Genomic DNA, 22,154 nt, shown 5'->3' with positions numbered 1-22,154 from the left:
GATCATGCCGCTCACCATCTCCTGTTCCGGGGATAGCCAGGGCGATACCATAGCCGCAGAGGATGCTGGCGCCGTCGCCAGCGAAGAATGCGGCGGCCTGCTCGGCAGCGCCGATGTCGCGGAAGCCTTCGGCGGCCTCCTGACCGTGAAGGATACGACCGTAGCGGCTATGGGAGATGAGGTGGCCGGTTGCATGCTCTTTCTGGACGAGGGCGCAAACAACCGGATCAACTTCAACATCGGCGATGCCGAGGACTTCGCCTCGCGCAAGGATTCTCAAATGCGCCAGACTGGCGGAACGCATGAAGCGTTCGATGCCGGAACGGAAGCGCATGTATTTAATGGCATCCATGTCATCGCGCTGAACGCGGGCGGGAAGTCACTGTCCCTGGGTCTGTCGCCGGCTGCGATCGAAGAGGAAAACCTGCTGACGCGTGAGCAGGGCACGACCGGGCTGAAGCTGCTCGCCCAGCGGATCATGAGCCGCCTCTAGGACGATCGCCCAATTGTCACACGAAAGATACATGGAGGAGGCAATATGCGAATTTTCATGACTCTTGTTCCGGTCTGCCTGCTGATTGCCGGTTGCTCCAGCGAACAAGGCAATGCCGAAGAAAACAATAGCGATACCCGGATGACTGCGGCTGCCCGATCAGGTGTGCCCGCCGTCGCCGAAACCTATCGGTCATCGCTTGACGAGGCGTGGCGGAAGGCAGGCGAAGGGACGTCCCCCTCAGGAGCTTGCGCGGGTGTTGTGGGGCAAGCAACCACCGTCCTGAACAATGCGGATGTCGCAGCACACGATCGCGCGGATGCGATTGCGGCACTCGATGCCTGTTATGTGCGTTCGATGGCCCGCTTTGTCGATACGACCTTATCCATCGAAAATCCCGGCCCGCAGCAATGCATCAGTTTGCTGAGGGCTTTGCCTGTTCACCGCAGTTCGCTTGGATCCTTTTTCGAAGGCACCGGGGAAGATGTGGCCGACTATGACAAGCGAATTACCGATCTGGTCGGGGAGAAAGTGCGTTCGGCGTGCCCTGACAATGCAAACACCATTCTGGGCGGGTGACTGGCGAAAGCTGGCCCCGGATTTTACTGAGGAGATTTCTGTGAAACAGCTTCCCCTGGCGAAAATCGCTTCGGTCGCCGCCTTGCTCCTGCTGTCGGCCTGCGGGACGGACACCGATACCAATGGCATTGTCGACGATGACAATGGAAGCGCGATTGCCGGTGGTTCCCAAGACATCGACTGGCTTCCGGCGGGCCTTGCCTTGCCTGAGCCGCATACCGTGCTTCAGAACAGCAGTATCGGGACAAGGACGCAACTCCTGCAAGTCAGCGTTCCCGACGATCCATCGGCGCAAGTTCCGGGCTGGAAGGCGGCCCTCGAAACAGCTGGCTATTCCGTCACCGAGAGTGCTTCCAATGGCGGCCTGCTCTTCAATGGTCTCGATGTGGAAAGCGGCCAGATCGCCATATCCAGACCTCAAGGGGCGGATGATTATATGATCCAGATCGACATCAGCCGGCAGGTGCAGTGAGTGCGCTGCGCCTCGCCAGCATTGCCTTGATTGCCGGGGTTATGGCGAGCGAAGGACGGGCGCAGGCTGATACGGACATTGCCGCCGGAAAGATTCGAAACTGGATTCACGGGGCACAGGCCCTGGCGATCATGGATTTCGAGGACAGCAGCGCTTTGAGGAACATCGGGACCATCGATGCCGAGGGCCAGATTGTCATGGAGCCGATCGTTCCCCCGCCATCGCAACAGACCGTTTCCCAAACCTTCGATACATGCCGCGCGAATACGGTTCAGATCGTCAATGGAAGCACCGGGATAACACCGATTGTGCCCCTCGCCCTGTCGGGGGACGGAAACGAGCGCGCATTGGCAATCGCGGATTCCGAGGAGATGGCCGTGTGGAGATTGAACCACGGACAGGCGCCCATGACCAAAGGCACGTATCTCCAGCTTGTCTATGCCGAGGGAGAGGCCGAGGTTCAGGGAATCTGCTCATGGGAAATCCTTGTTCCGTCCGGAGATGCAGAGGTGACGGTTGAATATGCCATCCGTTTCAGACCCGGCTGGAATCTCATCCGCAACCGTATCGTCGATTTCATCGAATCCTGGTCCGGCGCCGATCAGGAAACCTACATGATTATCGACACTGTCGACGTGCTGCCGGAAGATGTCGCCTGGTTCTCGCAATAATTCGCGGCTGAAGGGAGAGAGACATGGGAACCCCCGGATTCGGATACTCATCGAATAGGATTCGATTAAAGGAGCTGCCAATGTATCGTTTGACCCTGCTTGTCATCTCCGCCCTCATGACCGTAGGCTTCGTCTATCCCGCGCAGGCGCAATCGGCCGAACAGTCGTATAATCAGGGCGCGCGTGCCTATCGTGCTCAGGACATGACTACCGCGCGTGACCATTTCCGCCGCGCCTGCGATCTCGGACATGGCCGGGGATGCTACAATTACGGAGTGATATCCTATCAAGGACTGGTCGGGGGCGAGCCGGATCTGGAACATGCGCGCTGGCTCTACGACAAGGCCTGCCAGTTCGACCATGTGGCAGGATGTTTCAATCTTGCCCGTATGGCCTTTAATGGCCAAGGGGGCGCGGTCGATTTCGCTGTCGCCCGAACGGGGTTCGAGGCGTCATGCAATGCGGGAATCGCGAATGGCTGTAACGGCTTTGCCGTCATGCTGGAACAAGCGCAGGGCGGCCCGGCGGACAAGCCGCGTGCCCGCTCGCTCTATCAGCAGGCCTGCAATGCGGGTGAAGCGCCGGCGTGCGAAAACCTCGCCAAGTTCGATGCCGGGCCGGTCACGGCCGAAAGCTTGCGTGCCGGGCTGGAGGCCTTTGACGCTGACCGCTTTGGCGAGGCGATGCGTCTCCTGCGCCCCCATGCGGAAGGTGGCGAGTCGGCGGCGCAATATGCGGTGGGTTTCATGTACGCCTATGGGCAGAGCGTCTCGCGCGATTATCTGGCGGCGGCTGACTGGCTCACACGTTCGGCCGAACAGGGATATGAGCATGCGCAGGATCTGATTGTCCTTATCACGCCGAATATCGCCCAGGCCCGCTATATCGATCACATCGACCGCTACGGGCCGGATGCGTCGAGCCTGCAAAGCTTTTCTTTCGATGTCGCCCAATACTGCACCCTGCGCGGGCCGAACTGCACCGCCCTGCGGGCGCGCGAGAACCAGTGGCGGCGTGATCACAATGCGCGTGCGGAAGCGGCGAATATGGCCCGGATCTGGAGCCTCTACGGCAGCGGCCAGAACGATGAGCAATTCTGGTCGCAAGCGCGCGCGCGAAGTGAATGCCTGCGCCGTGTTGCGCGATCAACCGAGGCGCAAACACGCGGTCGCCAACAATGGCGCTACGTGAATAATTGCTAGCTGGGGGACTGACCGTGATCGCATGGATACTTCAGACCATCGTCGTCAATCGCTACCTTGGTCCGCCCATCGGCACACACATCCGCACAAGAGTTCCGGCGTCTAGCTGAGATAGCGGTGGTTAGCGTCCGCGCTCGTGGTGTAATTTCCGGTGTAGGCGATGGTGTATTCCGGGGTGGGGCATGCCCCACCCCGGAATACGGCGTCGCTGGTGGCCACCGGGCTCATCGTTATGGTGGAGTTTGCACACTTCAACCGTGACGAAGAGGAGTTCCCGATGACCGAGGTGTCAAACGGCGTTCAAAAGGGACCCCCGATTGGAGTGGGCCCCTTGTGCCGGACAGGGGAGCATAGTTGGATTGACCGGTTGGCCGGGCTTTTGGAGAAGAGCCCATGGCAAGACACCGATCCCATAGCGTCGAGTTCAAGCGTCAGGTCGCGCAGGAGTTTCTCAGCGGAGAGACGCTTCACGGCCTTGCCAAGCGCCATGACATTTCCCGGCAGCTGATCCGCATCTGGGTGGAGAAGTACGAGGCCGGTGCTCTCGATGAAGATGCGCGGGCGGCAGATCTGATCCAGGAATATGAGGCGCGGATTGCCGCATGATCTGCCCCCTTCTGAGTGGTCCAAAATTGATGATATTTTGGACGACGAAGGAGATACGGAATGCCGAGCAAGAAGCATCGCCCGGAAGAGATTATTGGCAAGCTGCGTGAAGCGGAGGTTGTGCTGGCGCAGGGCGCCACGACCGCCGAGGCGTGCCGTCGGATCGCGATCAGCGAGCAGACCTACTATCGTTGGCGCAAGGAATACGGCGGCCTGAAGACCGATCAGGCGCGCCGGATGAAGGACCTGGAGAAAGAGAATGCGCGGCTTCGCCGTGCGATATCCGACCTGACGCTGGACAAGCTGATCCTGCAGGAAGCTGCCCGGGGAAACTTCTGAGCCCCGCGCGCCGAAGGCGCTGTATCGACCACATCAGAAGGATGATGCCGGTGTCCGAGCGGCGGCTCTGCCGCGTGCTCGGGCAATACCGATCGACACAGCGCAAGGCGCCTCGCGGGGCGGATGACGAAGCCGCTCTCACCGAGGATATCATCGCGCTGGCGCGGCAATATGGTCGTTATGGCTATCGCCGGGTGACGGCGTTGCTGCGCGATGCGGGGTGGCATGTGAACCGCAAGCGGGTTGAGCGTATCGTCGAGCCGCAAATTCGCGGTGTCGCGCGAAGGCCCGGTTTACAACAGCCAAGGCGTGGCAAGCGCCGGCTTCGACTAGCCGCATGACCTTCCTTCGCTAGCCGCGCAGTGCTTCCCAGGCAGCCAGCGCCCGCGCCCGCGCCGCCTCGTGACCGACAAGCGGTGGCGGATACTTTGGTACCCGCGCATCCTGACCATGGGCCGCGACGATCTCGGTGTCCGACAGATGCGCAAGTTCGGGAACATAAGCGCGGACATAGTCGCCCATCGCGAACCGTTCGCTCTGGAGTAGCGGCGACATGATGCGCGAGAAGACTGGCGCGTCGACGCCGGTGCCCGCGACATATTGCCAGTTCATCGCGTTCGAGGCGAGATCGGCGTCGAGCAGCGTATCCCAGAACCAGCGCTCTCCCCGGCGCCAGTCGATCAGCAGATGTTTGACGAGGAAGGAGGCGGTGACCATCCGGACCCGGTTGTGCATCCATCCCATATTCCAGAGCTGACGCATACCCGCGTCGACGATTGGGTAGCCGGTCCGTCCCCGGGTCCAGGCGGTGAAGTCCCGGTCGGCTTCGGGGCCGCTCCGCCAGCCGAAATCATCGAAGGTGGGGCGCCCGTTCCGATCGCCATAATCGGGCATCTGGTCGACGAGATTGATGCCATGTTCGCGCCAGCCGAGCTCCGATCGAAAGGTCTCGGCGCCAGCATCGTCGCGCTCGCCGAGCGCATGCCAGATCGACCGGGGGCTGATTTCGCCGAAATGAAGATGCGGCGACAGCCGCGATGTCGCGGGGAGCGAGGGATAGTCGCGGCGGGCCTTATAGGCGCCGGCAAGCGGCAGCCAGTCGCGCAGCGCCCGCCAAGCACCTTTCTCGCCCGGGCGCCAGTCGCCAAATCCCGAGGCCCAGTCGGGGCTTATCGGGGTCAGGCCCCAATCGGCGAGATTGTCCGACGCCGGCCAGGCCCGAGGCGGCGTAATATGGTCGGGCGCCGCATGGGGAAGGGCGGGCGGCATGCGCTCCAGCAGCGCGCGATACCATGGCGTGAAGACGCGGTAGCGCGCGCCTTGCGCATTGGTGATGCTCTCGGGCGGCGCAAGATAATTGCCGTCGTGGAGTCGCAGTTCGAGCCTGGCGTCTATCGCTTCCTCGCAGTGCCGCCACCAGGGCTCGTAGCAGCGGGTCGCGTGCACCCTTGTGCTGCCGGCTTCTGCCGCGACGCTTTCGACTATTTCGGCGACAGCGCCGCGGCGCAGGACGAGGCGGCTGCCGCGTTTGCGAAGGCTCGCATCGAGTGCAGCGAGACTGTGATGCAGCCACCAGCGCTGCGCGCCCCCGATGGCGCGCGTTTCGGGGCTCTCGTCATCCAATATATAGAGCGGAATGACCGGGCCTTCGGCAATCGCTGCGAGGAGCGCCGGATGGTCGGTGGTGCGGAGGTCCTGGCGAAGCCACAAGATGGCGGGGGGCATGGCGGCGGTTTCCCTTTTTGGCGGGCCGTGGTGCGGGCAGTCGCTGGTTCTGCCATCGGGCACGCTCCCCCCTCCGCAAAAGATGACCTTTCGGGAAGCCCGGACGGTGCGCACTCGCATTGGCGGGGATGTCCATGCGGAGGATTGGGCGGTGCGACATGGTGTCGCACCGCCCGGCGATGAACAATCACCGCCCCCCGCCGCGGCCAGGCGTAGGTCGCAAGGCGCTGGCCGCCGGCAGAACCGGAATGTCGATCCGCTCAGCCTGACATGGCATCTTCCGTGGCGCCATCAAGCCCGGAAAATTTCGGGCGTCCCCCGCTCTCGTAGCGGCGGTCGTCCATCCTGACCCCGATGTCGCCGAGAATGAGGCGCGCCGTCGCCTTCGCGCTCGCGACGACACCCGGAATGCCTGCGCCGGGATGGGTCCCCGCGCCCGTAAAATAGAGATTTTCGATGCGCGCGTCGCGGTTGTGTCCCCGAAAATAGGCGCTCTGCAGCAGAGTTGGCGTAAGGCTGAAGGCGCTCCCGAGATGCGCGGCGAGATCCTGTTCGAAGTCCGGCGGCGCATACTGGATTTGCGTGACGATCCGCGCGCCAAGGTCCGGGATCAGGCGCCGCTCGATCTCGGCGATGATGCGCTTCGCGAGGTTGGGGCCTTCGACCTCCCAGTCGAGCGGCGCATGGCCGCGATGCGGAACCGGCGCAAGCGCATAGAAGCTGCTGTGGCCCGCCGGCGCAACGCCCGGATCGCTTGCGCTCGGATGATGAAGGTAGAGCGAAAAATCTTCGGCGAGCCCGCCATTCCGGTAGATATCGTCGAGAAGCCCGCGATAGCGCGGACCGAAGAGGATCATATGGTGGGGGATCTCGGGGAAGGTGCCGCGCACACCCAGATGGAGGACGAAGAGGCTCGGCGACCAGTTCTTGCGCGCGAGGCGTCCGGCCTCGCGCTTGCCTCGCGGATGCGCAAGCAGGTCGCGGTAGCTGTGCATGAGGTCGGCGTTCGAGGCGACGAGATCGGCGCGCGCTGTGAAGCCGCTCCGCGTCATGATGCCGGTTACCCGGTCCCCTTCGGTTTCGATGCGGGCAACGGGATCGCCGAGCCTCAGCGTGCCCCCGAGACGCTCGAACAGCGTGGCCATGCCGGCGACGAGCCGGTTGGTGCCGCCGCGCGCATACCAGACGCCGCCATCCTGCTCGAGCTTGTGGATGAGCGCATAGATGCTGCTCGTCGCCATCGGGTTTCCGCCGACGAGCAGGGTGTGAAAGGACAGCGCCTCGCGCAGCTTTTCGCTCCGCACATAGCCTGCGACGGTTTGATAGACCGAGCGCCAGGCCCGGTGCCGCACAAGCGCCGGCGCCGCCTTCAGCATCGAGCGGAAGTCGAGAAAGGGGACCGCGCCGAGCTTCACATAGCCTTCCTCGTAAACCGACGCGGAAAAGCCGAGAAACCGCTCATATCCCGCGACATCGGCGGGATAGAGCGCGGCGATCTGGCGGGCGAGCGCCTCCTTGTCATTGCCATAGTCGAAGATCGATCCGTCGGGCCAGCTCAGCCGGTAAAAGGGCGAGACCGGGACGAGGTCGACATCGCGCTCGAGCCGCTGACCGCTCAGCGCCCAGAGCTCGTCAAGACAGGCCGGGTCGGTGATGACCGTCGGCCCGGCGTCGAAGGTGAAACCATCCTTCTCGAAGACATAGGCACGGCCGCCCGGTCGGTCGCGCGCTTCGACGAGCAGCGTATCGAGGCCCGCCGACTGGAGGCGGATGGCGAGCGCAAGGCCGCCGATGCCCGCTCCGATCACGATTGCGCGCGTCATCGCGGCGCCTCCGCTGCGATCGCGGCGCCGAGAACATGGCCCGACAGCCAGGCATATTCGGCAAAGCCATGGTAGAGCCAGTCGCCGCAGGCGCCGAGGCCGATGGCAGGGTTCCACAGCAGCTTCGGATCCTGTCCCGATGGCTGAGAGAATAGCCAACGATGGGCCGCGATATGGCTTGGGGCGGGCAATTCGCGGCCGGCGACCTTTCCGAGTTCGGCAAGCAGCAGACGTGCGACGCTCGCGCTTTCGCTGGCCAGATGCGCTTCCGACCAGGTCCAGTCGGCTTGCACCACCCACCGTTCGCCCGGCGCGCGTCCGGGCTTGGCGCTGTCGCGTGCCGCGGTCACGAGTGAGCCCGCGCCGCGAAGGAAATCGGGGAGCTCCTCGATCCGTTCCTCGAAGGCGAACATCGCGGTCCAGCAAGGATTATAGCGCACCGCCATGGCCGCGCGCGCCATCTCGAAATCATGGAGCGACAGAAGCGGGGCGGCCTGCTCGGCCGGAATGGCGATCACCGCCGTATCGAATTTGCCGAGCCGCCTGGCTTCGCTGTGGAGCGTCCAGCCGGTGCGGGATCTGGTCAGGGCCGTGACCGGTCGTGACAGGCGGACATCGAGATCGTCCGCGAGGGTTTTGAGCGGCGCGGTCATGGTCGGCGTGCCGACCCAGCTGTCCGCGCCCGCGACTGGCCAGCGCGCCGCGAGACCCGCCTTCTCCCACGCGGCGACCAGCCTCGTAAAACCTTCGGAGCGCGCCGTGAAATGCGTTGCGCCATGATCGAATGCGACCCCGGGATCGCCCGGCTCCGCGCGGCGGGTCGCGAGGCGGCCGCCGATGCCGCGGGATTTGTCGAAAAGCGTTGCCTCCAGCCCGGCATCGCGCAGCCGCCGCGCACAGGCGAGCCCGGCAATGCCGGCTCCAATGATCGCGACCCGCATCAGACCTTGGTCTCGCGGTCGCCGCGATGGCACGCACGATGGCCAGCCGCCGCCGGTGAGCCTGCCCGTGCCGTCGACATGCGGGGCGTCATGCGCAATTTTTTCCGGTTCGTCGCATTTGTCATCGGCGCAGGCTTGCATGAGCAAGGGGAAGTGTCGCAACATGTCCCTTGGGGCATCCAGGGGTGAGCGGGCGGATATTATGTCATTGAAGACAATGATCGCGGCTAGCCCGATCGCCGCGGTGATCAGCGATCCGCGCCTCCCCGATAACCCGATCGTCGAGTGCAATGCGGCTTTTTCGGCGCTCACCGGCTATGGACCGGAGGAAATCGTCGGGCGCAATTGCCGCTTCCTCGCCGGCCCCGCTACCGAAGCCGAACTGACCGAAACTTTAAGGATCGCCATCCGGGAGCAGAGGCCGGCTCTCGTGGAGATCCTCAACTACCGGAAAGACGGAACGCCGTTTCGCAATGCCGTGCTGGTAGCGCCGATTTTCGGCCCCGACGGAACTCTTGAGTATTTTCTCGGCTCGCAAATCGAGATCGACGAGGCGGGCGAGGCGGTGGGAGGACGGAGCGCGCGGGCGCGGGCGCAGATCGAGGCGCTCTCGCCGCGGCAGCGCGAGGTGCTGAAGCTGATGGCGAGCGGCCAGCTCAACAAGCAGATCGCGTTCACGCTGTCGCTGTCGGAGCGCACGATCAAGATGCACCGCGCTGCGCTGCTGCGCGCGCTCGGCGTCGAAACGACGGCCGATGCGATCCGGCTCGCGGTCGAGGCCGGCTTCTAGGCACCGATCTACCTTCCCTTTGAGGCATATGGGAGATCGCGCCGCCGCCGATTAAGCATCCGATAGCCGAAGCAATTTCATAGCCGGGAAGGGGAGCATTTGAGCGGTAAGCGCGCATTGGTGATTGGAAGCGGTGGCGGCATCGGCGCCGCGCTTGTCGATCAACTTGTCGTATCGGGTCGATTTGACCGCGTCTATGCAGGAAGCAGGCGGCCCGAGGCGTCGAACGATCCCAGTGTGAAACGGCTGACGACGGATATACTGGATGACGACACGCTTGGTGACACGCCTCGAAGAGGAGACCCGGATCGGCAAAGGCGGGACCCTGGCGGCGCAGCTGTCGCGGCTCGACCTGATCGTGCTCGACGAGCTCGGTTATCTGCCGTTCGCCCGCTCGGGAGGGCAGTTGCTGTTCCACCTCATCAGCAAGCTTTATGAGCGGACCAGCGTCATCATCACCACGAACCTCGCCTTCGGCGAATGGTCGACCGTGTTCGGCGATCCCAAGATGACCACGGCGCTGCTCGACCGCGTCACCCACCACTGCGATATCGTCGAGACGGGCAACGACAGCTGGCGCTTCAAAAACCGCAGCTGACAGCCACCTTCGGCGCCTTCAAAAATCTATCTTGCGCTGCGCGCGCCTCCGGTCGGGCTACGCCCGCCCTCCGCCGCACGCAGCGCAAGGCCATCTTCAACAAACCAGCATCATATTATCCGAAAAGGGGGTCCCTCTTCGACGCCGATCGGGGGTCCCTTTTGAACGCCGTTTGACACTCGGATGTGCGCACGTACAGACAGATAGGCCGCATACGTCCCTTCCGGCGCGAGAAGCTGCGCGCACCGCGGGCCAGCACCTTTGAGACGCTTCGCGACAGAAAGTAGAATCTCGGACCATGTCGGACGATCTCAGCTTCTGGTCATTGTCCAGGCCCGCCGCCAACTGGATGACATGACCAAAATAACCGAAACGCCCGCCCCGAGTGCAGACACGCTTTCGCCTGCATCCACCCTGTTCCGCGATCTCCAAAGCCTGAAACTGTCGATTGAAAAAGTCGAAGCCGAGGTGAACGGTAACCGTGTCCTGAAGGCCGCCTTGCGGGGAGCTGCTGCGGGGTGCTGATAGCCGCTCTTTGTGAGGAGCGGTGATGAGCGAGGATATCGGAGCGGCGGGAGCGAGTGCTCTTGTGACCGGTCATATGAGTGATCGTATGAGCAGTCGGATCGCGGTCGTAGGCGGGCGTCGTCGCTGGTCGGTGGATCAGAAGCTGGCTATCCTGCGCGAAGCGTTCGGCCCCGATGGCTCGGTCTCGGCGACGTGCCAGCGGCACGCGGTCGGCAGCGGGATGCTCTATACGTGGCGCCGGCAGGCCCTGTCCGGCGATCTGACGGGAACGAAGCGGACGCCGGCACCATCGTTCGCTGAGGTCGAGGTGTCGGTGCCGGCTACGGCGCCGGCAGGCAGCGGCCAGATCGGGATCGCGCTGCCTTCGGGCGTGCGGATCACCGTCGACGCGGCGGTCGATGCCGATGCGCTGGCACGGGTGATGTCCGTCCTTGCCCGATGATCCCGTTACCGCCGGCGACGCGCATTTATCTGGCCTGCGGCGCCACCGATATGCGCAAGGGGTTCGACGGCCTCGCGGTGCTGGTGCAGCAGGTGCTGGAGAAGAGTCCGCACTCGGGCGCGCTGTTCGCGTTCCGCGGCAAGCGCGGCGATCTGGTCAAGCTGCTCTGGTATGATGGCCAGGGCCTGTGCCTCTTCTCGAAGCGCATGGACCGTGGCCGGTTCGTCTGGCCGATCACCAAGGCGGGCAAGGTCAGCCTCACCGCGGCGCAGCTTTCGATGCTGCTCGAAGGCATCGACTGGCGGCGTCCCGAACGCACTGCGGCGCCCTTGCTCGCAGGGTAAAAAGTGGCGGATTAGTGAGGGTTTTACTGGCATCGCGGAGCCACTTTTGCTAGATGTTCCGCGTGTCGGAACCAGCCTCTTCCAGCATCGACAAGGACGCCCGGATCGCCGAGCTCGAAGCCGCTTTGGCGGCGCGCGATACGCTGATCGACACCCTCCGCCACCAGCTCGCGCAGCTTCGCCGCATGACCTTCGGCCAGTCCTCGGAGAAGCTCGCGCTCCAGATCGAGCAGCTCGAGCTGGCCCTCGAAGAACTCGAAGGCGAGGCTGAGGTCGCCGACAGCCGAACGAGTGAGCGGGCACCCGCCGAACGGGTATCGCCGGTGCGCGCATTGCCCGATCATCTGCCGCGCGCGGAACGGCGGATCGAGCCCGAGGCCGGCAGCTGCACCTGTCCCGATTGCGGCGGCGCGCTGCGCCCGCTTGGCGACGACAGTGATGAGCAGCTCGATATTGCCCCGGTCCAGTGGCGCGTCATCCGCACCGTGCGGCCCAAGTATAGCTGCCGCGCCTGCGACAGGATTGTCCAGGCACCGGCGCCGGTGAAGGCCATAGCACGTGGCAAGGCGAGCTTTGCCACGCTCGCCCATGTCGTCGTCCACAAGTTCGATCATCATCTGCCCCTCTATCGCCAGGCAGAGATGATGGCGGCGCAGGGCATCGACATCGATCGCTCGACCCTCGCCGGCTGGGCGGGCCAGGCCGCGCATCTGCTCGACCCCATCGTCAGCCGCATCCGCGAGGAAGGACTGAAGGCCGCCAAGCTCCACACCGACGACACGCCGGTGCCGATGCTCGTGCCCGGCAAGGGCCGCACCGCGCAGGCGCGGCTCTGGGCCTATGTCGTCGATGACCGCGCATCGGGCGCCGCCACCCCGGCGCTCGCCTGGTATCGGTTCACCCCCGATCGCAGCGGCATCCATCCGCAGAGCGAGCTGGGGTCGTTCACCGGCCTTCTCCAGGCGGACGGTTATGCCGGATATGAGAAGCTCTATGAAGGCAACGGCATCCGCGAGGTCGCCTGCTGGGCACACTTCCGCCGCAAGATCTTCGAGTGCCACCAGACGAGCCCGACGCCGCTCACCACCGACCTGCTGACACGCATCGCCGGGCTTTACCGGATCGAGGAGGAGGTTCGCGGCCAGCCGCCCGATATCCGGCGCCGACATCGACAAGAGCAAGCGATGCCACAGATCGACGCGCTTCGTGGCGCGATCGACGACGCCCTGCGCCGCCTGTCGCCCAAGTCGGCGATGGCGAAGGCGCTCGCCTATGGCCGCAAGCGCTGGGACGCGCTCACCCGTTACGTCGATGAGGGTATGGCGGAGATCGACAACAATATCGCCGAGCGCGCGATCCGGTCCATCGCCATCGGCCGCAAGAACTGGCTGTTCGCCGGATCGAAGGCCGGCGGCGAACGCGCCGCCGCCATCTACTCGGTCATCGAGACCGCCAAGCTCAATGGGGTTGAGCCCCAAGCCTATATTGCCGACGTCATCGAGAAGATCGCTTCCGGCTGGCCCGCGTCCCGCTGGGATGAACTCATGCCCTGGAACTGGCAGCCCCATCAGCAGCAGATCGCACAGGCCGCGTAGCTGCGGCCTTCAGACCACGCTTACGGTGAACGCATTTATCTCGCTCCAGAAGCGCACAACCGGTGTCGCATTTCGGGAAACGCTCAATCAAGCAATCGAATCCAATATGGATTTCGCGTCCTCGTCATTCCTCCCCGGCGCACCACAGCTTCATGAGGTCGCTGCGTCCGACCGTGAGGACTTGCACGCATTAGCTCGACGCCGGTGCATATGTCGTTGCTCAGCTTGCCTTCGGCATTTTCGGCGCGTGGGCCGGGCATCTGATGTTCGACCTTCCGATCTTACAGTTTTCGACAAAGGCGAGAACCGGATTGGGGCAGTGGACCGCCGAGTTCGTTGCGACCTTCGGCCTCGTACTGACGATCCTCGGTACCGCGAGATACAAGCCACAGGCCGTGGCGGCGTCGGTCGGGCTCTATATCACCGCTGCTTACTGGTTCACGTCATTGACGAGCTTTGCAAATCCGGCGATCACCGTGGTGCGCGGCCTGTCGAACACATTTGCGGGTATCGCGCCGCATGACGTTCCAATGTTTGTTGTTGCGCAATTCGCCGGGGCGATCGCGGCAACCGCAATCGCAAGCACCCTGTTCGGCGAGCCTTTTGGGCCATCGGCTATTTCTCCATCCGCGCCCGAAAGCTGACTGGCGCAGCCGGCCAGCCGCGTTTGAGCACTCACTGTCGCGCCATTTCCATTTTTGCGTCAGTGCCGATGTCAAGCAATCGTGCAATCTCGTCGGACGTTCGCTCCACGGCAAGCTTTAGCGCCTCGTCGATGTGGACATAGTCTTGAGTTACATTCTGCGAGGCATGACCCAGCATTGCCCGGATCGTAAGCTCGGAGAATCCCAAATCTCCGGCAACGCTTCCGAAGGTATGGCGAAGCGTATGCGGTGTAACTCCCGTGATACCCGCCAAGCCGCAAACCCGTTTCAGGCAGTCGCTAACAGCCGTGAATGGGCCATCGCCCGCTGCGGACGGAAAGAAGTGGGAATTGCCGACTATCTCCACCTGAGCTTCCAGAATGCGGATGGCGGCCGGTCCGATCGCTCTTACTTGCGCTCCGCCCTTGGTATCCGGAAAGACAACGTATCCGCGATCGGCATGGAGCCAGGCTCGCTGCATTGCTTGCGCTTCTTGCCGCCGATAGCCGGTGAGCAATAGTCCTCGCAACACACCGAGGGCGATCGGGTTCTCCCCATTGGCTTCAGCGTAGGCGATCGCCTTTCCCATCATCATGATCTCGGCCACGCTCAAACGACGAGTCCTTTTCTTTCCCGCGAGCTTCTTTGCTCCCAGCGTCGGATGGACCTCGAGCAGGCCTTTGTGCTTCGCATGACCAATGATTGCCTGGAGCGTTCCGACGCAGCGACCCGCGACGCCGGGACCGCCGGTCGCCCTGCCACCGCGGCCTCCGGTGCGCGGCTTGGCAGTCTTTCCGTTCTTCACATCGGTCTGCATCTGTTCGACATCGGCAATTTTCAGATGCTTCACGACACGTTTTCCGAGCAGCGGGACGATGTGCGTCTTTATGCGACTCTCGTCCATGTCGAGCGATGATGACTTTATCGGAAGGCTTTTTCGTCCGAGGATGTTCCCGGCCCGTGCTTCAGTGAGATACCAATCGCACATCTCGGCCACCGTCATGCCGTTGCGCGACTGCCGGACCTTGTCCGCTGGATCTCCGCCGACGATGACCTCCGCCAACTTCAGCCGCGCGAGATCACGCGCTTGCTCGACGGTGAGCACGCCAAAGCGGCCCAGGTTCATGCGCCGCTGAATGCCCTCGGCATTGCGGTATTGAACGATGAAGGTCTTCAGGCCCGATGGGAGAACGCGAAGTCCGAATCCCTTAATCTCGGTGTCCCAATAGATGAGTTGTTTCGAGGCGGGCGATACCACCGCGTCGATCGTACGCTTTGTCAGCTTGCTCGTCGGCATGTTGCCACTCCTCTTGCTGACAAAATCTCAGATCACGCAATTGTCAACAAATTGTCAGCGCTGAACGGTACTCCAGCGGCTAGTCGAGGATAGGGCGTCGTAGAGATAATCTCAAGAAAATAAGCAATTATGGGGCAGTGGCGTAGAAAAGGAAGAAATCGAAAAGTGTCACGATCAAGTTGCCAAGGTTGGGGTCGAGGGTTCGAATCCCTTCGCCCGCTCCAGTTTTTCGACAATATATCATGCTATAAAGGCCCGGCCATGGCTGGGGTTTTGTTGCGCCTAAGTCTCTAGAACAGGCCGGGCAACTCGCGCTGGGCGGCGTTCGGTTTTTCGGGGACGAGCGGTGCCGGTTCGGTCGCAACGGCCGGAGCGCTGTCGCGGGTCGATGCGGTACGGGTTCCGACGCTCGATATACGGGCGGTGCAGCTTTGCCCGGATAGAAAGTCGATCGCAGCGCGCAGCGATGCTTCGCGCGGGTCGCCGAGTGGGAAGCTGAGATCGTCGGCGGCCGCACAGCTATTGGCGATCTTGGATGCTAAACCGTTGTAATAGTCGCCTTGCCCCGTTGAATTGGCCGTGGCAAATGCGACCACCCGCATCCGGTCGTCGCATTCGGCCTTGTCGAGAGCGATCTGGCCGACCGGCTTGCCGTAGGTATTGCTGCCGACCAGCGTCATGTTGGTCCCTAGCCACGGCAGCATGCCGTTGATCACCAGTTCGCTTGCCGAAGCGGTCGATCCGGTACCGATGAAGGCGATCCGGGTCGGCGCGATCGATTCGGGCCGGGACGTGAACAAATGCTGTTCGTTACGCGATGCCTTCGACGTCCGGAAATTGGTCTGCGAAAATATGTCGCTCGCATTCCGGTTGCGTCCGAGCAGATCGCCCATCAATTCGGCGGTCGAAACCAGGCCGCCGCCATTGTATCGAAAATCGATGATGACGTCGGTGACGTCCTGGTTGCGAAAGTTCAGAAAAGCGGCGCGCAACTGGTCGTTCGCCGACGATATGAAGCTACGCAGGTTCAGGTAGCCATAGGTCCGACCGCCTTCGCTGATCAGCTTTGCGCCATAGCGGTCCGATACCGGGTCGAGGCTGTAATCGGCCTTTGTCACCGATACCTCGCGCGTTCCGCCCGCGTCGCTGATCCGCAGCACACGCGCCACCCCGGGATCGCTTGGTCCCAGCGCGTTGGTGATGCCCGCAGTGCCCTCGGCTGCGACGATTGCGGCGATGGTCCGCAGATTGGCCGAGGTGGTACCGATCGCCAGAATCCGGGTGCCGCGGTCTATGCCCGCAGCAAGCGCGGGGGCACTTTCATAGGCTTCGGTAATCACGACCTGTTGTGCCCCCGCGTCATAGGCCATGCGCATGCCGAACCCGGCGCTTGAACCGCTGTTGAAGAAGGCATTCTCCTCTGCAATCGAGGTGATGTAGGTGAAATAGCGATCCTTGCCCTGTGCCCGCGCCGGGGCGACCAGCGCGTCAATATAGGATTGGACGTCGTTGAAGCTCGCGGAGTTTACGCCGCCGGCGACATCGCCGGGGAACAGATACCATTCGTCGATCACCGCCTTGGCAAAGGCCTGGCGCGCTGCAATGCCGCAGGTCGGTGTCGGGGTTGGTGAAGGTGTCGGGGTCGAACTGATCGGGCCCGAACCGTTCCCGCCGCCATCGCCCCCTCCGCAAGATGCCAGCATCAGGGCGCCAAGTGTCATGGCGGTGATCGCGTACTTCGACCTGCGAATCATTGCTTACTCCCCGTCGGCGCGGCGTCCTTCCGGATCGGTTGTGCGTCCTTTGAACCCCTGCGCAATGACATATAGCTCCGGCGAGCCCTTTCGGCTTGCCGGGGGCTTGGCGTGTTTGACACTTGTGAAATGACGCTTGAGCAACGTCAACAACTCGCGATCGGCGCCGCCAGCGAACACTTTGGCGACGAAGGCGCCGCCGGGTAAAAGGTTCTGAACCGCGAAATCGGCAGCGGTTTCGGCCAGCGCGATAGTACGCAGATGGTCGGTTTGCGGATGGCCGACGGTGTTTGCGGCCATGTCCGAAATGACGAGATCGGGGGCGCCGCCCAGTGCGTCGATCAGTGCGTCGGGTGCGGCATCGTCCATGAAATCCATCTCGAGGATGTGAACCCCCTCGATCGGCTCACAGGCGAGCAGGTCGATGCCCGCCACGCGCGCGCGGGGATTGCCTTTGCGCACAACCTGCGACCAGCCACCGGGCGTGATGCCCAGATCGACGACGGCGCGCGCCTTTTTCAGAAAGGCGAATTTCTCGTCGAGTTCGATCAGCTTGTACGCGGCGCGCGAGCGATAGCCTTCGGCCTGGGCGCGCCGGACATAGGGGTCGTTCAGTTGACGCTGCAGCCAGCGGGTCGACGATGCGGTACGCCGCCGCGCGGTCTTGACCCGCTCATGCAGGCCGCCGCGGCCGTTGCCGCCGCCCTTCTTCTTGCCATTGCTCATCGACGAAACTCTCGGCGGGTAACGGGAATGTCTCGGCCTTGCATGGCCAGGGTTCGCAAAATGCCTTCGCGAATGCCGCGATCGGCGACACCCACCCGTGCGGCGGGCCATAGGTCGATGATGCTTTCCAGAATCGCGCAGCCTGCGACAACCAGATCGGCGCGCTCGCGCCCTATGCAGGCGATATCGGCGCGGTCGACCAGACTCGCTTCCGCCAGACGGCGACTGATCCCGCGCATCGCATCGGCCGGAACCGACAGGCCGTCAACCGCGCGCCGGTCGTACCGCGGGAGATCGAGGAAGACGCTGGCGAGCGTTGTGACCGTGCCGCTGGTGCCGAGCAGGCGCAGCGATTGGCCAGCGAAGCGTTCAGCGCGCCCAGCAAACTCGGCAAAGGCGTCGCGTGTTACCGCGCGCATATGGGCGTAGCTTGCCTGCCGCGCGGCAAGGCTGTCCTCGGACAGTGGGGCGTGTTCGGTCAGCGACACGACGCCCCACGGGATGCTGATCCAATCGTGGATCGCGACATCGCGGTCGGACACGTCGACGCGCATCAGTTCGGTTGATCCGCCGCCGATGTCGAAGATCAGGGCCGGGCCATCGCCGGGCTCCATCAGATTATGGCAGCCGAGCACGGCGAGCCGTGCTTCTTCCGCAGCAGAGATGATGTCTAATACGATGCCGGTTTCCTTGCGCACCCGGCGCGCCAGTTCATCGGCATTGTTTGCGCGGCGGCACGCTTCGGTCGCCACGGCGCGCGACAGGGTGACGTGGCGCCGGCGCAGTTTGTCGGCGCAAACTGCCAACGCAGCGACGGTGCGGTCGATAGCGGCCTCGCTGATCCGTCCGCTGCCGTGCAGGCCTTCGCCCAATCGGACGATCCGCGAAAAGGCGTCGATTACCATCAGCTCGCCGCCTTCGGCGCGCGCGATCAGAAGTCTGCAATTGTTGGTACCGAGGTCGATCGCCGCATAGCTGCGCGATCGTACCGAAGGCCTGGAGCGAAAATCGCTCGCGGTCCTGTTGCGTCCGCCCACCGTCGGTCCGGGCCGCGGCGGTCGCCCTGTTGGCGCTGCCATTTGCCGCATGGCTATTGTAACCTGTCCAAATCACGCGCCCGCAGATGTGCGGACGTGCACTTGGAGCCAAGCCTAGGCTTCCCCCGCGGCGATGGCAAGCCGCATCGCGGCCGGTGGGCGCCGGGTGGGCGCCGGGTGGGGGCGCGGAGCAAGAGAAACCCCGCCCGGCCAACAGGCCGGACGGGGCAAGGGAGAGGAAAGTTATTGGAGGTCGGGCTTGCGGCTCAGCGGCGGCAGCCGTCATTCCCCTTGTCGATGGCGCGGCCAGCCAGCGCGCCGACGGCGCCGCCAATGATCGTGCCCACGGTCTTGTCACCGCGACCGGCAATTTCATGGCCGGCGAGGCCGCCCGCGATCGCGCCGATGACGGTGCCGCCGGTGCCGTTGTCGCAACGGCGATAGCGATCGCGATGATAACGGCGGTCGCGTCGATCGCGCCGATAGTCGCGTCGATCATACCGGTCATAGCGGCGGTCGTCGCGATCATAACCGGCATAGTGGCGCGAATATCCGTCGCGGTCATAATATCCGTCATAAGCCGCGGCGGGAGAGGCAAGGCCCAGCGTCGCGGCGGACATCAGGGCGGCGACGGAGAGGGTGGTCATCTTGATCATGGTGTTTCTCCTTCTGCATGTTCGGCCCTTGGTGGGGGCATTGGCTCCTATGCATTTGGTTTTGCCCGATTCGTTTTGAGCGCTGGCTGAACATGCTTGTTGGCTGGCGTTCATCTTGGCAGAGGGGATTGGGCTTGTGCGACGCGGTTTCGGCGGCGTATCGCAGGTGCGCGATGCGCCGCCTGTTTCTTGCCCTGCTGCTTTTTCTTATTCTGGGCCCGGTCGTTGGGACGCATCAGCGTTTTCCCGCGCGCGATACGACTCAGGCGGTCCAGGCCGTGCCCCTGCCGCGCGCGGCGTCGAGTACAGGGCTTCGCTTCGTGCGAGGATGGGAGCTCACCAGCCCGCACAGCTTGTTCGGCAGTTTCTCGGGCTTGGCCAAAACCGGCCCCGGTCGGTTCGAGCTAGTGGGAGACAGCGGGTATGTAACGCGCCTAACGATTGGTCGCGATGGGGAAGTCCGGGATGTCCGGATCGCGCCGTTGCCGCTGCCGACCGGACACTCCCGGCGCAAGGCGATGGTCGACGCGGAGGCGCTTGCGGTCGATTCTGTCAGCAAGCGCCGCTGGATTGCGCTCGAAGGGATCGACCAGATTTGGCGCCTTGATTCCGAATATCGGCGCGTCGAATCGCGTGGGCGCCTGCCGAAACCGGGTTGGCCGGCCAATAGTGGAGCGGAAGCAATGGTGCGACTGCGCGACGGGCGTACGGTCATTTTCTCCGAGAATGCGCGCGGCAAGCAGGGTGCGCGCGAGGCGCTGATCTATAGCGGTGATCCGGCGGTGCCGGGCCCGGCGCCGATTCGCTTTTTCTATGATGCGCGGGGCAAGGGACGAGTCAGTGATGCGGCGCTGTTGCCCGATGGGCGTATCCTTCTCGTCCATCGCCGCCTCGGTTTTCGGCCGGTGTTCACGACAATTCTCGCGTTGGTCGATCCTGCTGACCTGACGCCGAATGCCATTGTTCGCTCGCGTGCCGTCGGTAGAGTGCCCGCGCCCGTTGCTGAAAATTACGAAGGGGCGGCGGTCGAGGAAGTTGATGGACGTGTTTTTGTCTGGCTGGTGTCCGACCATAATTATAACGGCTGGCAACGCAGTCTGCTTGTCCAGTTCGAAGTGGATGCTCTGCCTCCGCCGCAAGGCGCGGACAGCAAAAAGGCGGCGCCGTAACCGGGCCGCCCCTTTGTTTTTGCGAGAATGAGCGGCTTAGGCGGCCTTTTCAGCCAGCTTCTTCGCCACTTCCTTCTTAAGCTTGCGGGCGTTCGCCGACAGCTGATCGTCGCCGGCCTTCAGCAGCCAGTTGTCCAGACCGCCGTTATGTTCGACCGAGCGCAGGCCGTGCGTCGACACGCGCAGCTTCACGCCCTTGCCGAGCGCGTCCGACAGCAGCGTCACATTCTGCAAATTGGGCAGGAAGGTGCGCTTCGTCTTGTTGTTGGCGTGGCTGACATTGTGGCCAATCTGGCGGCCCTTGCCGGTCAGTTCGCAAATGCGCGACATTGTTTCTTCCTCACAAAATCTGGTCGGCGTGCCGGTTGGCGCAAACGCGCCGAAGGGACCGGTTGGGCCGGGAAAGGCGCGCGCTTATCCGCTTGCCGGAGATTCGTCAAGGGACTAGCGGGAGGCACATGGCCAATTTCCCGCTTCCCGAACCCATGCGCCGAGCGCTCGATCTGGCGCGGATCGCCGCCGAACGGGGCGAAGTGCCGGTCGGCGCGGTCGTCGTCAAGGATGGCAAGATTATCGGCGAAGGCCATAACCGCCCGCGCGAATCGCACGACCCCACCGCGCACGCTGAAATCGTCGCGATTCGCGCAGCAGCGGCGGCGCTGGGCAATGAACGGCTCGACGGATGCGATCTCTATGTGACGCTCGAACCCTGTGCGATGTGTGCGGGGGCGATCGCTCACGCCCGTATTGCGCGGCTTTACTACGGCGCTGACGATCCAAAGGGCGGTGCGGTCGCGCACGGCCCGGGCGTCTTCGCCCAGCCGACGATCCACCATCGTCCCGAAATCTATGAAGGGCTGGGCGCGGCCGAGGCGGCGGCGCTGCTGCGTATCTTTTTCCTGGAGCGGCGATAAAGGCGGATCAGGTCCCCAACATCTGATCGACCCACTGCGGCACCAGGTGAGTGGCTGGGCCGTGGCGCGCCTCTGCGAACCAGTGGCTCCCCTGACTCGGTTCCATGTTCAGTTCCAGCGTTCGTGCGCCGGACTGGCGCGCCTCGCGGACGAATCCGGCGGCGGGATATACCGCGCCCGACGTTCCGATCGATACGAACAGGTCGGCTCTGTTAAGTGCGTGATGGATGGCATCCATATGATAGGGCATTTCGCCGAACCATACGACGTCGGGGCGGAGATATCCTACCATGCCGCAGGCGGGGCACGCCGGTCGGTCGAGCAGCGGTGCGGTCCAGCGGCTGCGCTGGTCGCAGGCCGTGCACCAGGCGTTCAGATGTTCGCCGTGCATATGGATCAGTCGCTTTGCGCCCGCACGCTCGTGCAGGTCGTCAACATTCTGCGTTATGATCAGCAACTCGCCGGTCCAGCCGGCGTCGAGCCGGGCCAGCGCGTCATGTGCGGCATTGGGCGCCTTGGTCTGGATCGCCGCCCGCCGTGCATCATAAAAGCGATGGACCAGATCGGGGTTGCGGACAAAGGCGTCCGGGGTGGCGACATCCTCTACCCGGTGCTGTTCCCACAATCCGCCACCATCGCGAAATGTATCGATGCCGCTTTCGGCCGAAACACCCGCTCCGGTCAACACGACGATGTTCTGAATACCGCGCAAAGCCTGAACTCCGTTTGTCCTGCGCTTGTCGAAGGACCATTCTTCCCCCTATGGCGTCATGGAACAAGGACCGCTTCCGGGCAAGCTCGGGGCGAAC

General features: G+C 63.4%; 23 protein-coding genes and 3 pseudogenes. 16 read left to right on the top strand and 10 right to left on the bottom strand.

Features of this window, described 5'->3' with window-relative positions:
- Positions 1-4: 4 nt before the first annotated feature.
- The 7 genes and pseudogenes from U0S50_RS11925 to U0S50_RS11895 all read left to right on the top strand — a co-directional run.
- On the top strand, positions 5-493 hold the full coding sequence (locus tag U0S50_RS11925; RefSeq protein ID WP_322308985.1) for a hypothetical protein: 489 nt from the start codon (positions 5-7) through the stop codon (positions 491-493).
- A gap of 45 nt (positions 494-538) precedes the next feature.
- Positions 539-1,072 carry a hypothetical protein gene (locus U0S50_RS11920; protein ID WP_158682333.1) on the top strand — a complete coding sequence of 178 codons (534 nt, stop codon included), beginning with the start codon at positions 539-541 and terminating at the stop codon, positions 1,070-1,072.
- Entirely contained in the window at positions 1,047-1,544 is a 498-nt protein-coding gene (locus U0S50_RS11915; protein ID WP_104960052.1) for a hypothetical protein, read from the top strand. Before U0S50_RS11920 ends, U0S50_RS11915 begins: the two co-directional genes overlap by 26 nt.
- A complete protein-coding gene (locus tag U0S50_RS11910) occupies positions 1,541-2,215 on the top strand; it encodes a hypothetical protein (RefSeq protein WP_104960053.1) in 675 nt (224 codons plus the stop codon). The genes U0S50_RS11915 and U0S50_RS11910 overlap by 4 nt, the downstream gene beginning before the upstream one ends.
- An 80-nt stretch (positions 2,216-2,295) precedes the next feature.
- Positions 2,296-3,417 carry a tetratricopeptide repeat protein gene (locus U0S50_RS11905; RefSeq protein ID WP_158682335.1) on the top strand — a complete coding sequence of 374 codons (1,122 nt, stop codon included), beginning with the start codon at positions 2,296-2,298 and terminating at the stop codon, positions 3,415-3,417.
- A 393-nt stretch (positions 3,418-3,810) separates the two neighbouring features.
- Complete coding sequence (locus U0S50_RS11900; RefSeq protein WP_234002510.1) at positions 3,811-4,023, top strand: transposase; 213 nt, start codon at positions 3,811-3,813, stop codon at positions 4,021-4,023.
- A gap of 60 nt (positions 4,024-4,083) precedes the next feature.
- Positions 4,084-4,694: pseudogene (locus U0S50_RS11895) on the top strand (transposase); the annotation flags it as partial.
- A 19-nt stretch (positions 4,695-4,713) separates the two neighbouring features.
- Here the strand turns inward: U0S50_RS11895 and U0S50_RS11890 are convergent.
- From U0S50_RS11890 to U0S50_RS11880, 3 genes are all read right to left on the bottom strand, one after another.
- On the bottom strand, positions 4,714-6,087 hold the full coding sequence (locus U0S50_RS11890; RefSeq protein WP_286750853.1) for a cryptochrome/photolyase family protein: 1,374 nt from the start codon (positions 6,085-6,087) through the stop codon (positions 4,714-4,716).
- A gap of 260 nt (positions 6,088-6,347) precedes the next feature.
- On the bottom strand, positions 6,348-7,910 hold the full coding sequence (locus U0S50_RS11885) for a phytoene desaturase (protein WP_082797045.1): 1,563 nt from the start codon (positions 7,908-7,910) through the stop codon (positions 6,348-6,350).
- Entirely contained in the window at positions 7,907-8,851 is a 945-nt protein-coding gene (locus U0S50_RS11880; RefSeq protein ID WP_286750852.1) for an NAD(P)/FAD-dependent oxidoreductase, read from the bottom strand. Before U0S50_RS11880 ends, U0S50_RS11885 begins: the two co-directional genes overlap by 4 nt.
- 202 nt (positions 8,852-9,053) lie before the next feature.
- Between U0S50_RS11880 and U0S50_RS11875 the strand changes: the two genes are divergently transcribed.
- The 7 genes and pseudogenes from U0S50_RS11875 to U0S50_RS11845 form a co-directional block, all read left to right on the top strand.
- Entirely contained in the window at positions 9,054-9,641 is a 588-nt protein-coding gene (locus U0S50_RS11875) for a PAS domain-containing protein (protein WP_067108114.1), read from the top strand.
- A 268-nt stretch (positions 9,642-9,909) separates the two neighbouring features.
- A pseudogene (locus U0S50_RS11870) lies at positions 9,910-10,239 on the top strand (ATP-binding protein); the annotation flags it as partial.
- Positions 10,240-10,593: 354 nt separating this feature from the next.
- Positions 10,594-10,764 carry a hypothetical protein gene (locus tag U0S50_RS11865; RefSeq protein WP_322308984.1) on the top strand — a complete coding sequence of 57 codons (171 nt, stop codon included), beginning with the start codon at positions 10,594-10,596 and terminating at the stop codon, positions 10,762-10,764.
- Between the two features lie 25 nt (positions 10,765-10,789).
- Positions 10,790-11,209: an IS66-like element accessory protein TnpA gene (gene tnpA, locus U0S50_RS11860; RefSeq protein WP_322308983.1), complete on the top strand. Its 420-nt coding sequence runs from the start codon at positions 10,790-10,792 to the stop codon at positions 11,207-11,209.
- On the top strand, positions 11,206-11,553 hold the full coding sequence (tnpB, locus tag U0S50_RS11855; protein WP_322308982.1) for an IS66 family insertion sequence element accessory protein TnpB: 348 nt from the start codon (positions 11,206-11,208) through the stop codon (positions 11,551-11,553). The genes tnpA and tnpB overlap by 4 nt, the downstream gene beginning before the upstream one ends.
- A 53-nt stretch (positions 11,554-11,606) precedes the next feature.
- Entirely contained in the window at positions 11,607-13,148 is a 1,542-nt protein-coding gene (gene tnpC / locus U0S50_RS11850) for an IS66 family transposase (RefSeq protein ID WP_322308981.1), read from the top strand.
- Between the two features lie 200 nt (positions 13,149-13,348).
- Positions 13,349-13,792, top strand: a pseudogene (locus tag U0S50_RS11845) (aquaporin family protein); the annotation flags it as partial.
- A gap of 31 nt (positions 13,793-13,823) precedes the next feature.
- On the opposite strand, the gene U0S50_RS11840 reads toward U0S50_RS11845, so the two are convergent.
- From U0S50_RS11840 to U0S50_RS11820, 5 genes are all read right to left on the bottom strand, one after another.
- Complete coding sequence (locus U0S50_RS11840) at positions 13,824-15,089, bottom strand: site-specific integrase (RefSeq protein ID WP_322308980.1); 1,266 nt, start codon at positions 15,087-15,089, stop codon at positions 13,824-13,826.
- Between the two features lie 290 nt (positions 15,090-15,379).
- The gene (locus U0S50_RS11835; RefSeq protein WP_322308979.1) at positions 15,380-16,843 is read right to left on the bottom strand and encodes a S41 family peptidase; all 1,464 of its coding nucleotides are present in this window, start codon (positions 16,841-16,843) and stop codon (positions 15,380-15,382) included.
- Positions 16,844-16,846: 3 nt separating this feature from the next.
- Complete coding sequence (locus U0S50_RS11830; protein ID WP_322308978.1) at positions 16,847-17,569, bottom strand: RlmE family RNA methyltransferase; 723 nt, start codon at positions 17,567-17,569, stop codon at positions 16,847-16,849.
- Positions 17,566-18,657 carry a Ppx/GppA phosphatase family protein gene (locus U0S50_RS11825; protein WP_416194984.1) on the bottom strand — a complete coding sequence of 364 codons (1,092 nt, stop codon included), beginning with the start codon at positions 18,655-18,657 and terminating at the stop codon, positions 17,566-17,568. Before U0S50_RS11825 ends, U0S50_RS11830 begins: the two co-directional genes overlap by 4 nt.
- A 215-nt stretch (positions 18,658-18,872) precedes the next feature.
- Positions 18,873-19,262 carry a glycine zipper 2TM domain-containing protein gene (locus U0S50_RS11820; protein WP_322308976.1) on the bottom strand — a complete coding sequence of 130 codons (390 nt, stop codon included), beginning with the start codon at positions 19,260-19,262 and terminating at the stop codon, positions 18,873-18,875.
- A gap of 173 nt (positions 19,263-19,435) precedes the next feature.
- Between U0S50_RS11820 and U0S50_RS11815 the strand changes: the two genes are divergently transcribed.
- The gene (locus U0S50_RS11815) at positions 19,436-20,431 is read left to right on the top strand and encodes an esterase-like activity of phytase family protein (protein ID WP_322308975.1); all 996 of its coding nucleotides are present in this window, start codon (positions 19,436-19,438) and stop codon (positions 20,429-20,431) included.
- Positions 20,432-20,467: 36 nt separating this feature from the next.
- On the opposite strand, the gene rpmB is transcribed toward U0S50_RS11815, so the two are convergent.
- Positions 20,468-20,761, bottom strand: coding sequence for a 50S ribosomal protein L28 (gene rpmB / locus U0S50_RS11810; protein ID WP_120221885.1), 294 nt, complete (start codon positions 20,759-20,761; stop codon positions 20,468-20,470).
- Between the two features lie 128 nt (positions 20,762-20,889).
- Here rpmB and tadA point away from each other — a divergent pair, with 128 nt between their 5' ends.
- Entirely contained in the window at positions 20,890-21,345 is a 456-nt protein-coding gene (gene tadA, locus U0S50_RS11805; protein ID WP_322308974.1) for a tRNA adenosine(34) deaminase TadA, read from the top strand.
- A 7-nt stretch (positions 21,346-21,352) separates the two neighbouring features.
- On the opposite strand, the gene U0S50_RS11800 is transcribed toward tadA, so the two are convergent.
- A complete protein-coding gene (locus U0S50_RS11800) occupies positions 21,353-22,057 on the bottom strand; it encodes an NAD-dependent deacylase (protein WP_322308973.1) in 705 nt (234 codons plus the stop codon).
- Between the last annotated feature and the right edge of the window lie 97 nt (positions 22,058-22,154).

It is taken from the genome of Sphingopyxis sp., assembly GCF_034380315.1.
Lineage (GTDB): Bacteria > Pseudomonadota > Alphaproteobacteria > Sphingomonadales > Sphingomonadaceae > Sphingopyxis.
The sequence above is the reverse complement of the archived record's forward strand: the minus strand, read 5'-3'. Positions and strand labels throughout refer to the sequence as shown.

Excerpts from the sequence above, each read along its gene's own strand:
- U0S50_RS11925 (WP_322308985.1), top strand. The coding sequence starts at position 5 with ATGCCGCTCACCATCTCCTGTTCCGGGGATAGCCAGGGCGATACCATA.
- U0S50_RS11920 (WP_158682333.1), top strand. The coding sequence starts at position 539 with ATGCGAATTTTCATGACTCTTGTTCCGGTCTGCCTGCTGATTGCCGGT.
- U0S50_RS11915 (WP_104960052.1), top strand. The coding sequence starts at position 1,047 with ATGCAAACACCATTCTGGGCGGGTGACTGGCGAAAGCTGGCCCCGGAT.
- U0S50_RS11905 (WP_158682335.1), top strand. The coding sequence starts at position 2,296 with ATGTATCGTTTGACCCTGCTTGTCATCTCCGCCCTCATGACCGTAGGC.
- U0S50_RS11900 (WP_234002510.1), top strand. The coding sequence starts at position 3,811 with ATGGCAAGACACCGATCCCATAGCGTCGAGTTCAAGCGTCAGGTCGCG.
- U0S50_RS11890 (WP_286750853.1), bottom strand. The coding sequence starts at position 6,087 with ATGCCCCCCGCCATCTTGTGGCTTCGCCAGGACCTCCGCACCACCGAC.
- U0S50_RS11885 (WP_082797045.1), bottom strand. The coding sequence starts at position 7,910 with ATGACGCGCGCAATCGTGATCGGAGCGGGCATCGGCGGCCTTGCGCTC.
- U0S50_RS11880 (WP_286750852.1), bottom strand. The coding sequence starts at position 8,851 with ATGCGGGTCGCGATCATTGGAGCCGGCATTGCCGGGCTCGCCTGTGCG.
- U0S50_RS11875 (WP_067108114.1), top strand. The coding sequence starts at position 9,054 with ATGTCATTGAAGACAATGATCGCGGCTAGCCCGATCGCCGCGGTGATC.
- U0S50_RS11865 (WP_322308984.1), top strand. The coding sequence starts at position 10,594 with ATGACCAAAATAACCGAAACGCCCGCCCCGAGTGCAGACACGCTTTCG.
- tnpA (WP_322308983.1), top strand. The coding sequence starts at position 10,790 with ATGAGCGAGGATATCGGAGCGGCGGGAGCGAGTGCTCTTGTGACCGGT.
- tnpB (WP_322308982.1), top strand. The coding sequence starts at position 11,206 with ATGATCCCGTTACCGCCGGCGACGCGCATTTATCTGGCCTGCGGCGCC.
- tnpC (WP_322308981.1), top strand. The coding sequence starts at position 11,607 with ATGTTCCGCGTGTCGGAACCAGCCTCTTCCAGCATCGACAAGGACGCC.
- U0S50_RS11840 (WP_322308980.1), bottom strand. The coding sequence starts at position 15,089 with ATGCCGACGAGCAAGCTGACAAAGCGTACGATCGACGCGGTGGTATCG.
- U0S50_RS11835 (WP_322308979.1), bottom strand. The coding sequence starts at position 16,843 with ATGATTCGCAGGTCGAAGTACGCGATCACCGCCATGACACTTGGCGCC.
- U0S50_RS11830 (WP_322308978.1), bottom strand. The coding sequence starts at position 17,569 with ATGAGCAATGGCAAGAAGAAGGGCGGCGGCAACGGCCGCGGCGGCCTG.
- U0S50_RS11825 (WP_416194984.1), bottom strand. The coding sequence starts at position 18,657 with ATGCGGCAAATGGCAGCGCCAACAGGGCGACCGCCGCGGCCCGGACCG.
- U0S50_RS11820 (WP_322308976.1), bottom strand. The coding sequence starts at position 19,262 with ATGATCAAGATGACCACCCTCTCCGTCGCCGCCCTGATGTCCGCCGCG.
- U0S50_RS11815 (WP_322308975.1), top strand. The coding sequence starts at position 19,436 with ATGCGCCGCCTGTTTCTTGCCCTGCTGCTTTTTCTTATTCTGGGCCCG.
- rpmB (WP_120221885.1), bottom strand. The coding sequence starts at position 20,761 with ATGTCGCGCATTTGCGAACTGACCGGCAAGGGCCGCCAGATTGGCCAC.
- tadA (WP_322308974.1), top strand. The coding sequence starts at position 20,890 with ATGGCCAATTTCCCGCTTCCCGAACCCATGCGCCGAGCGCTCGATCTG.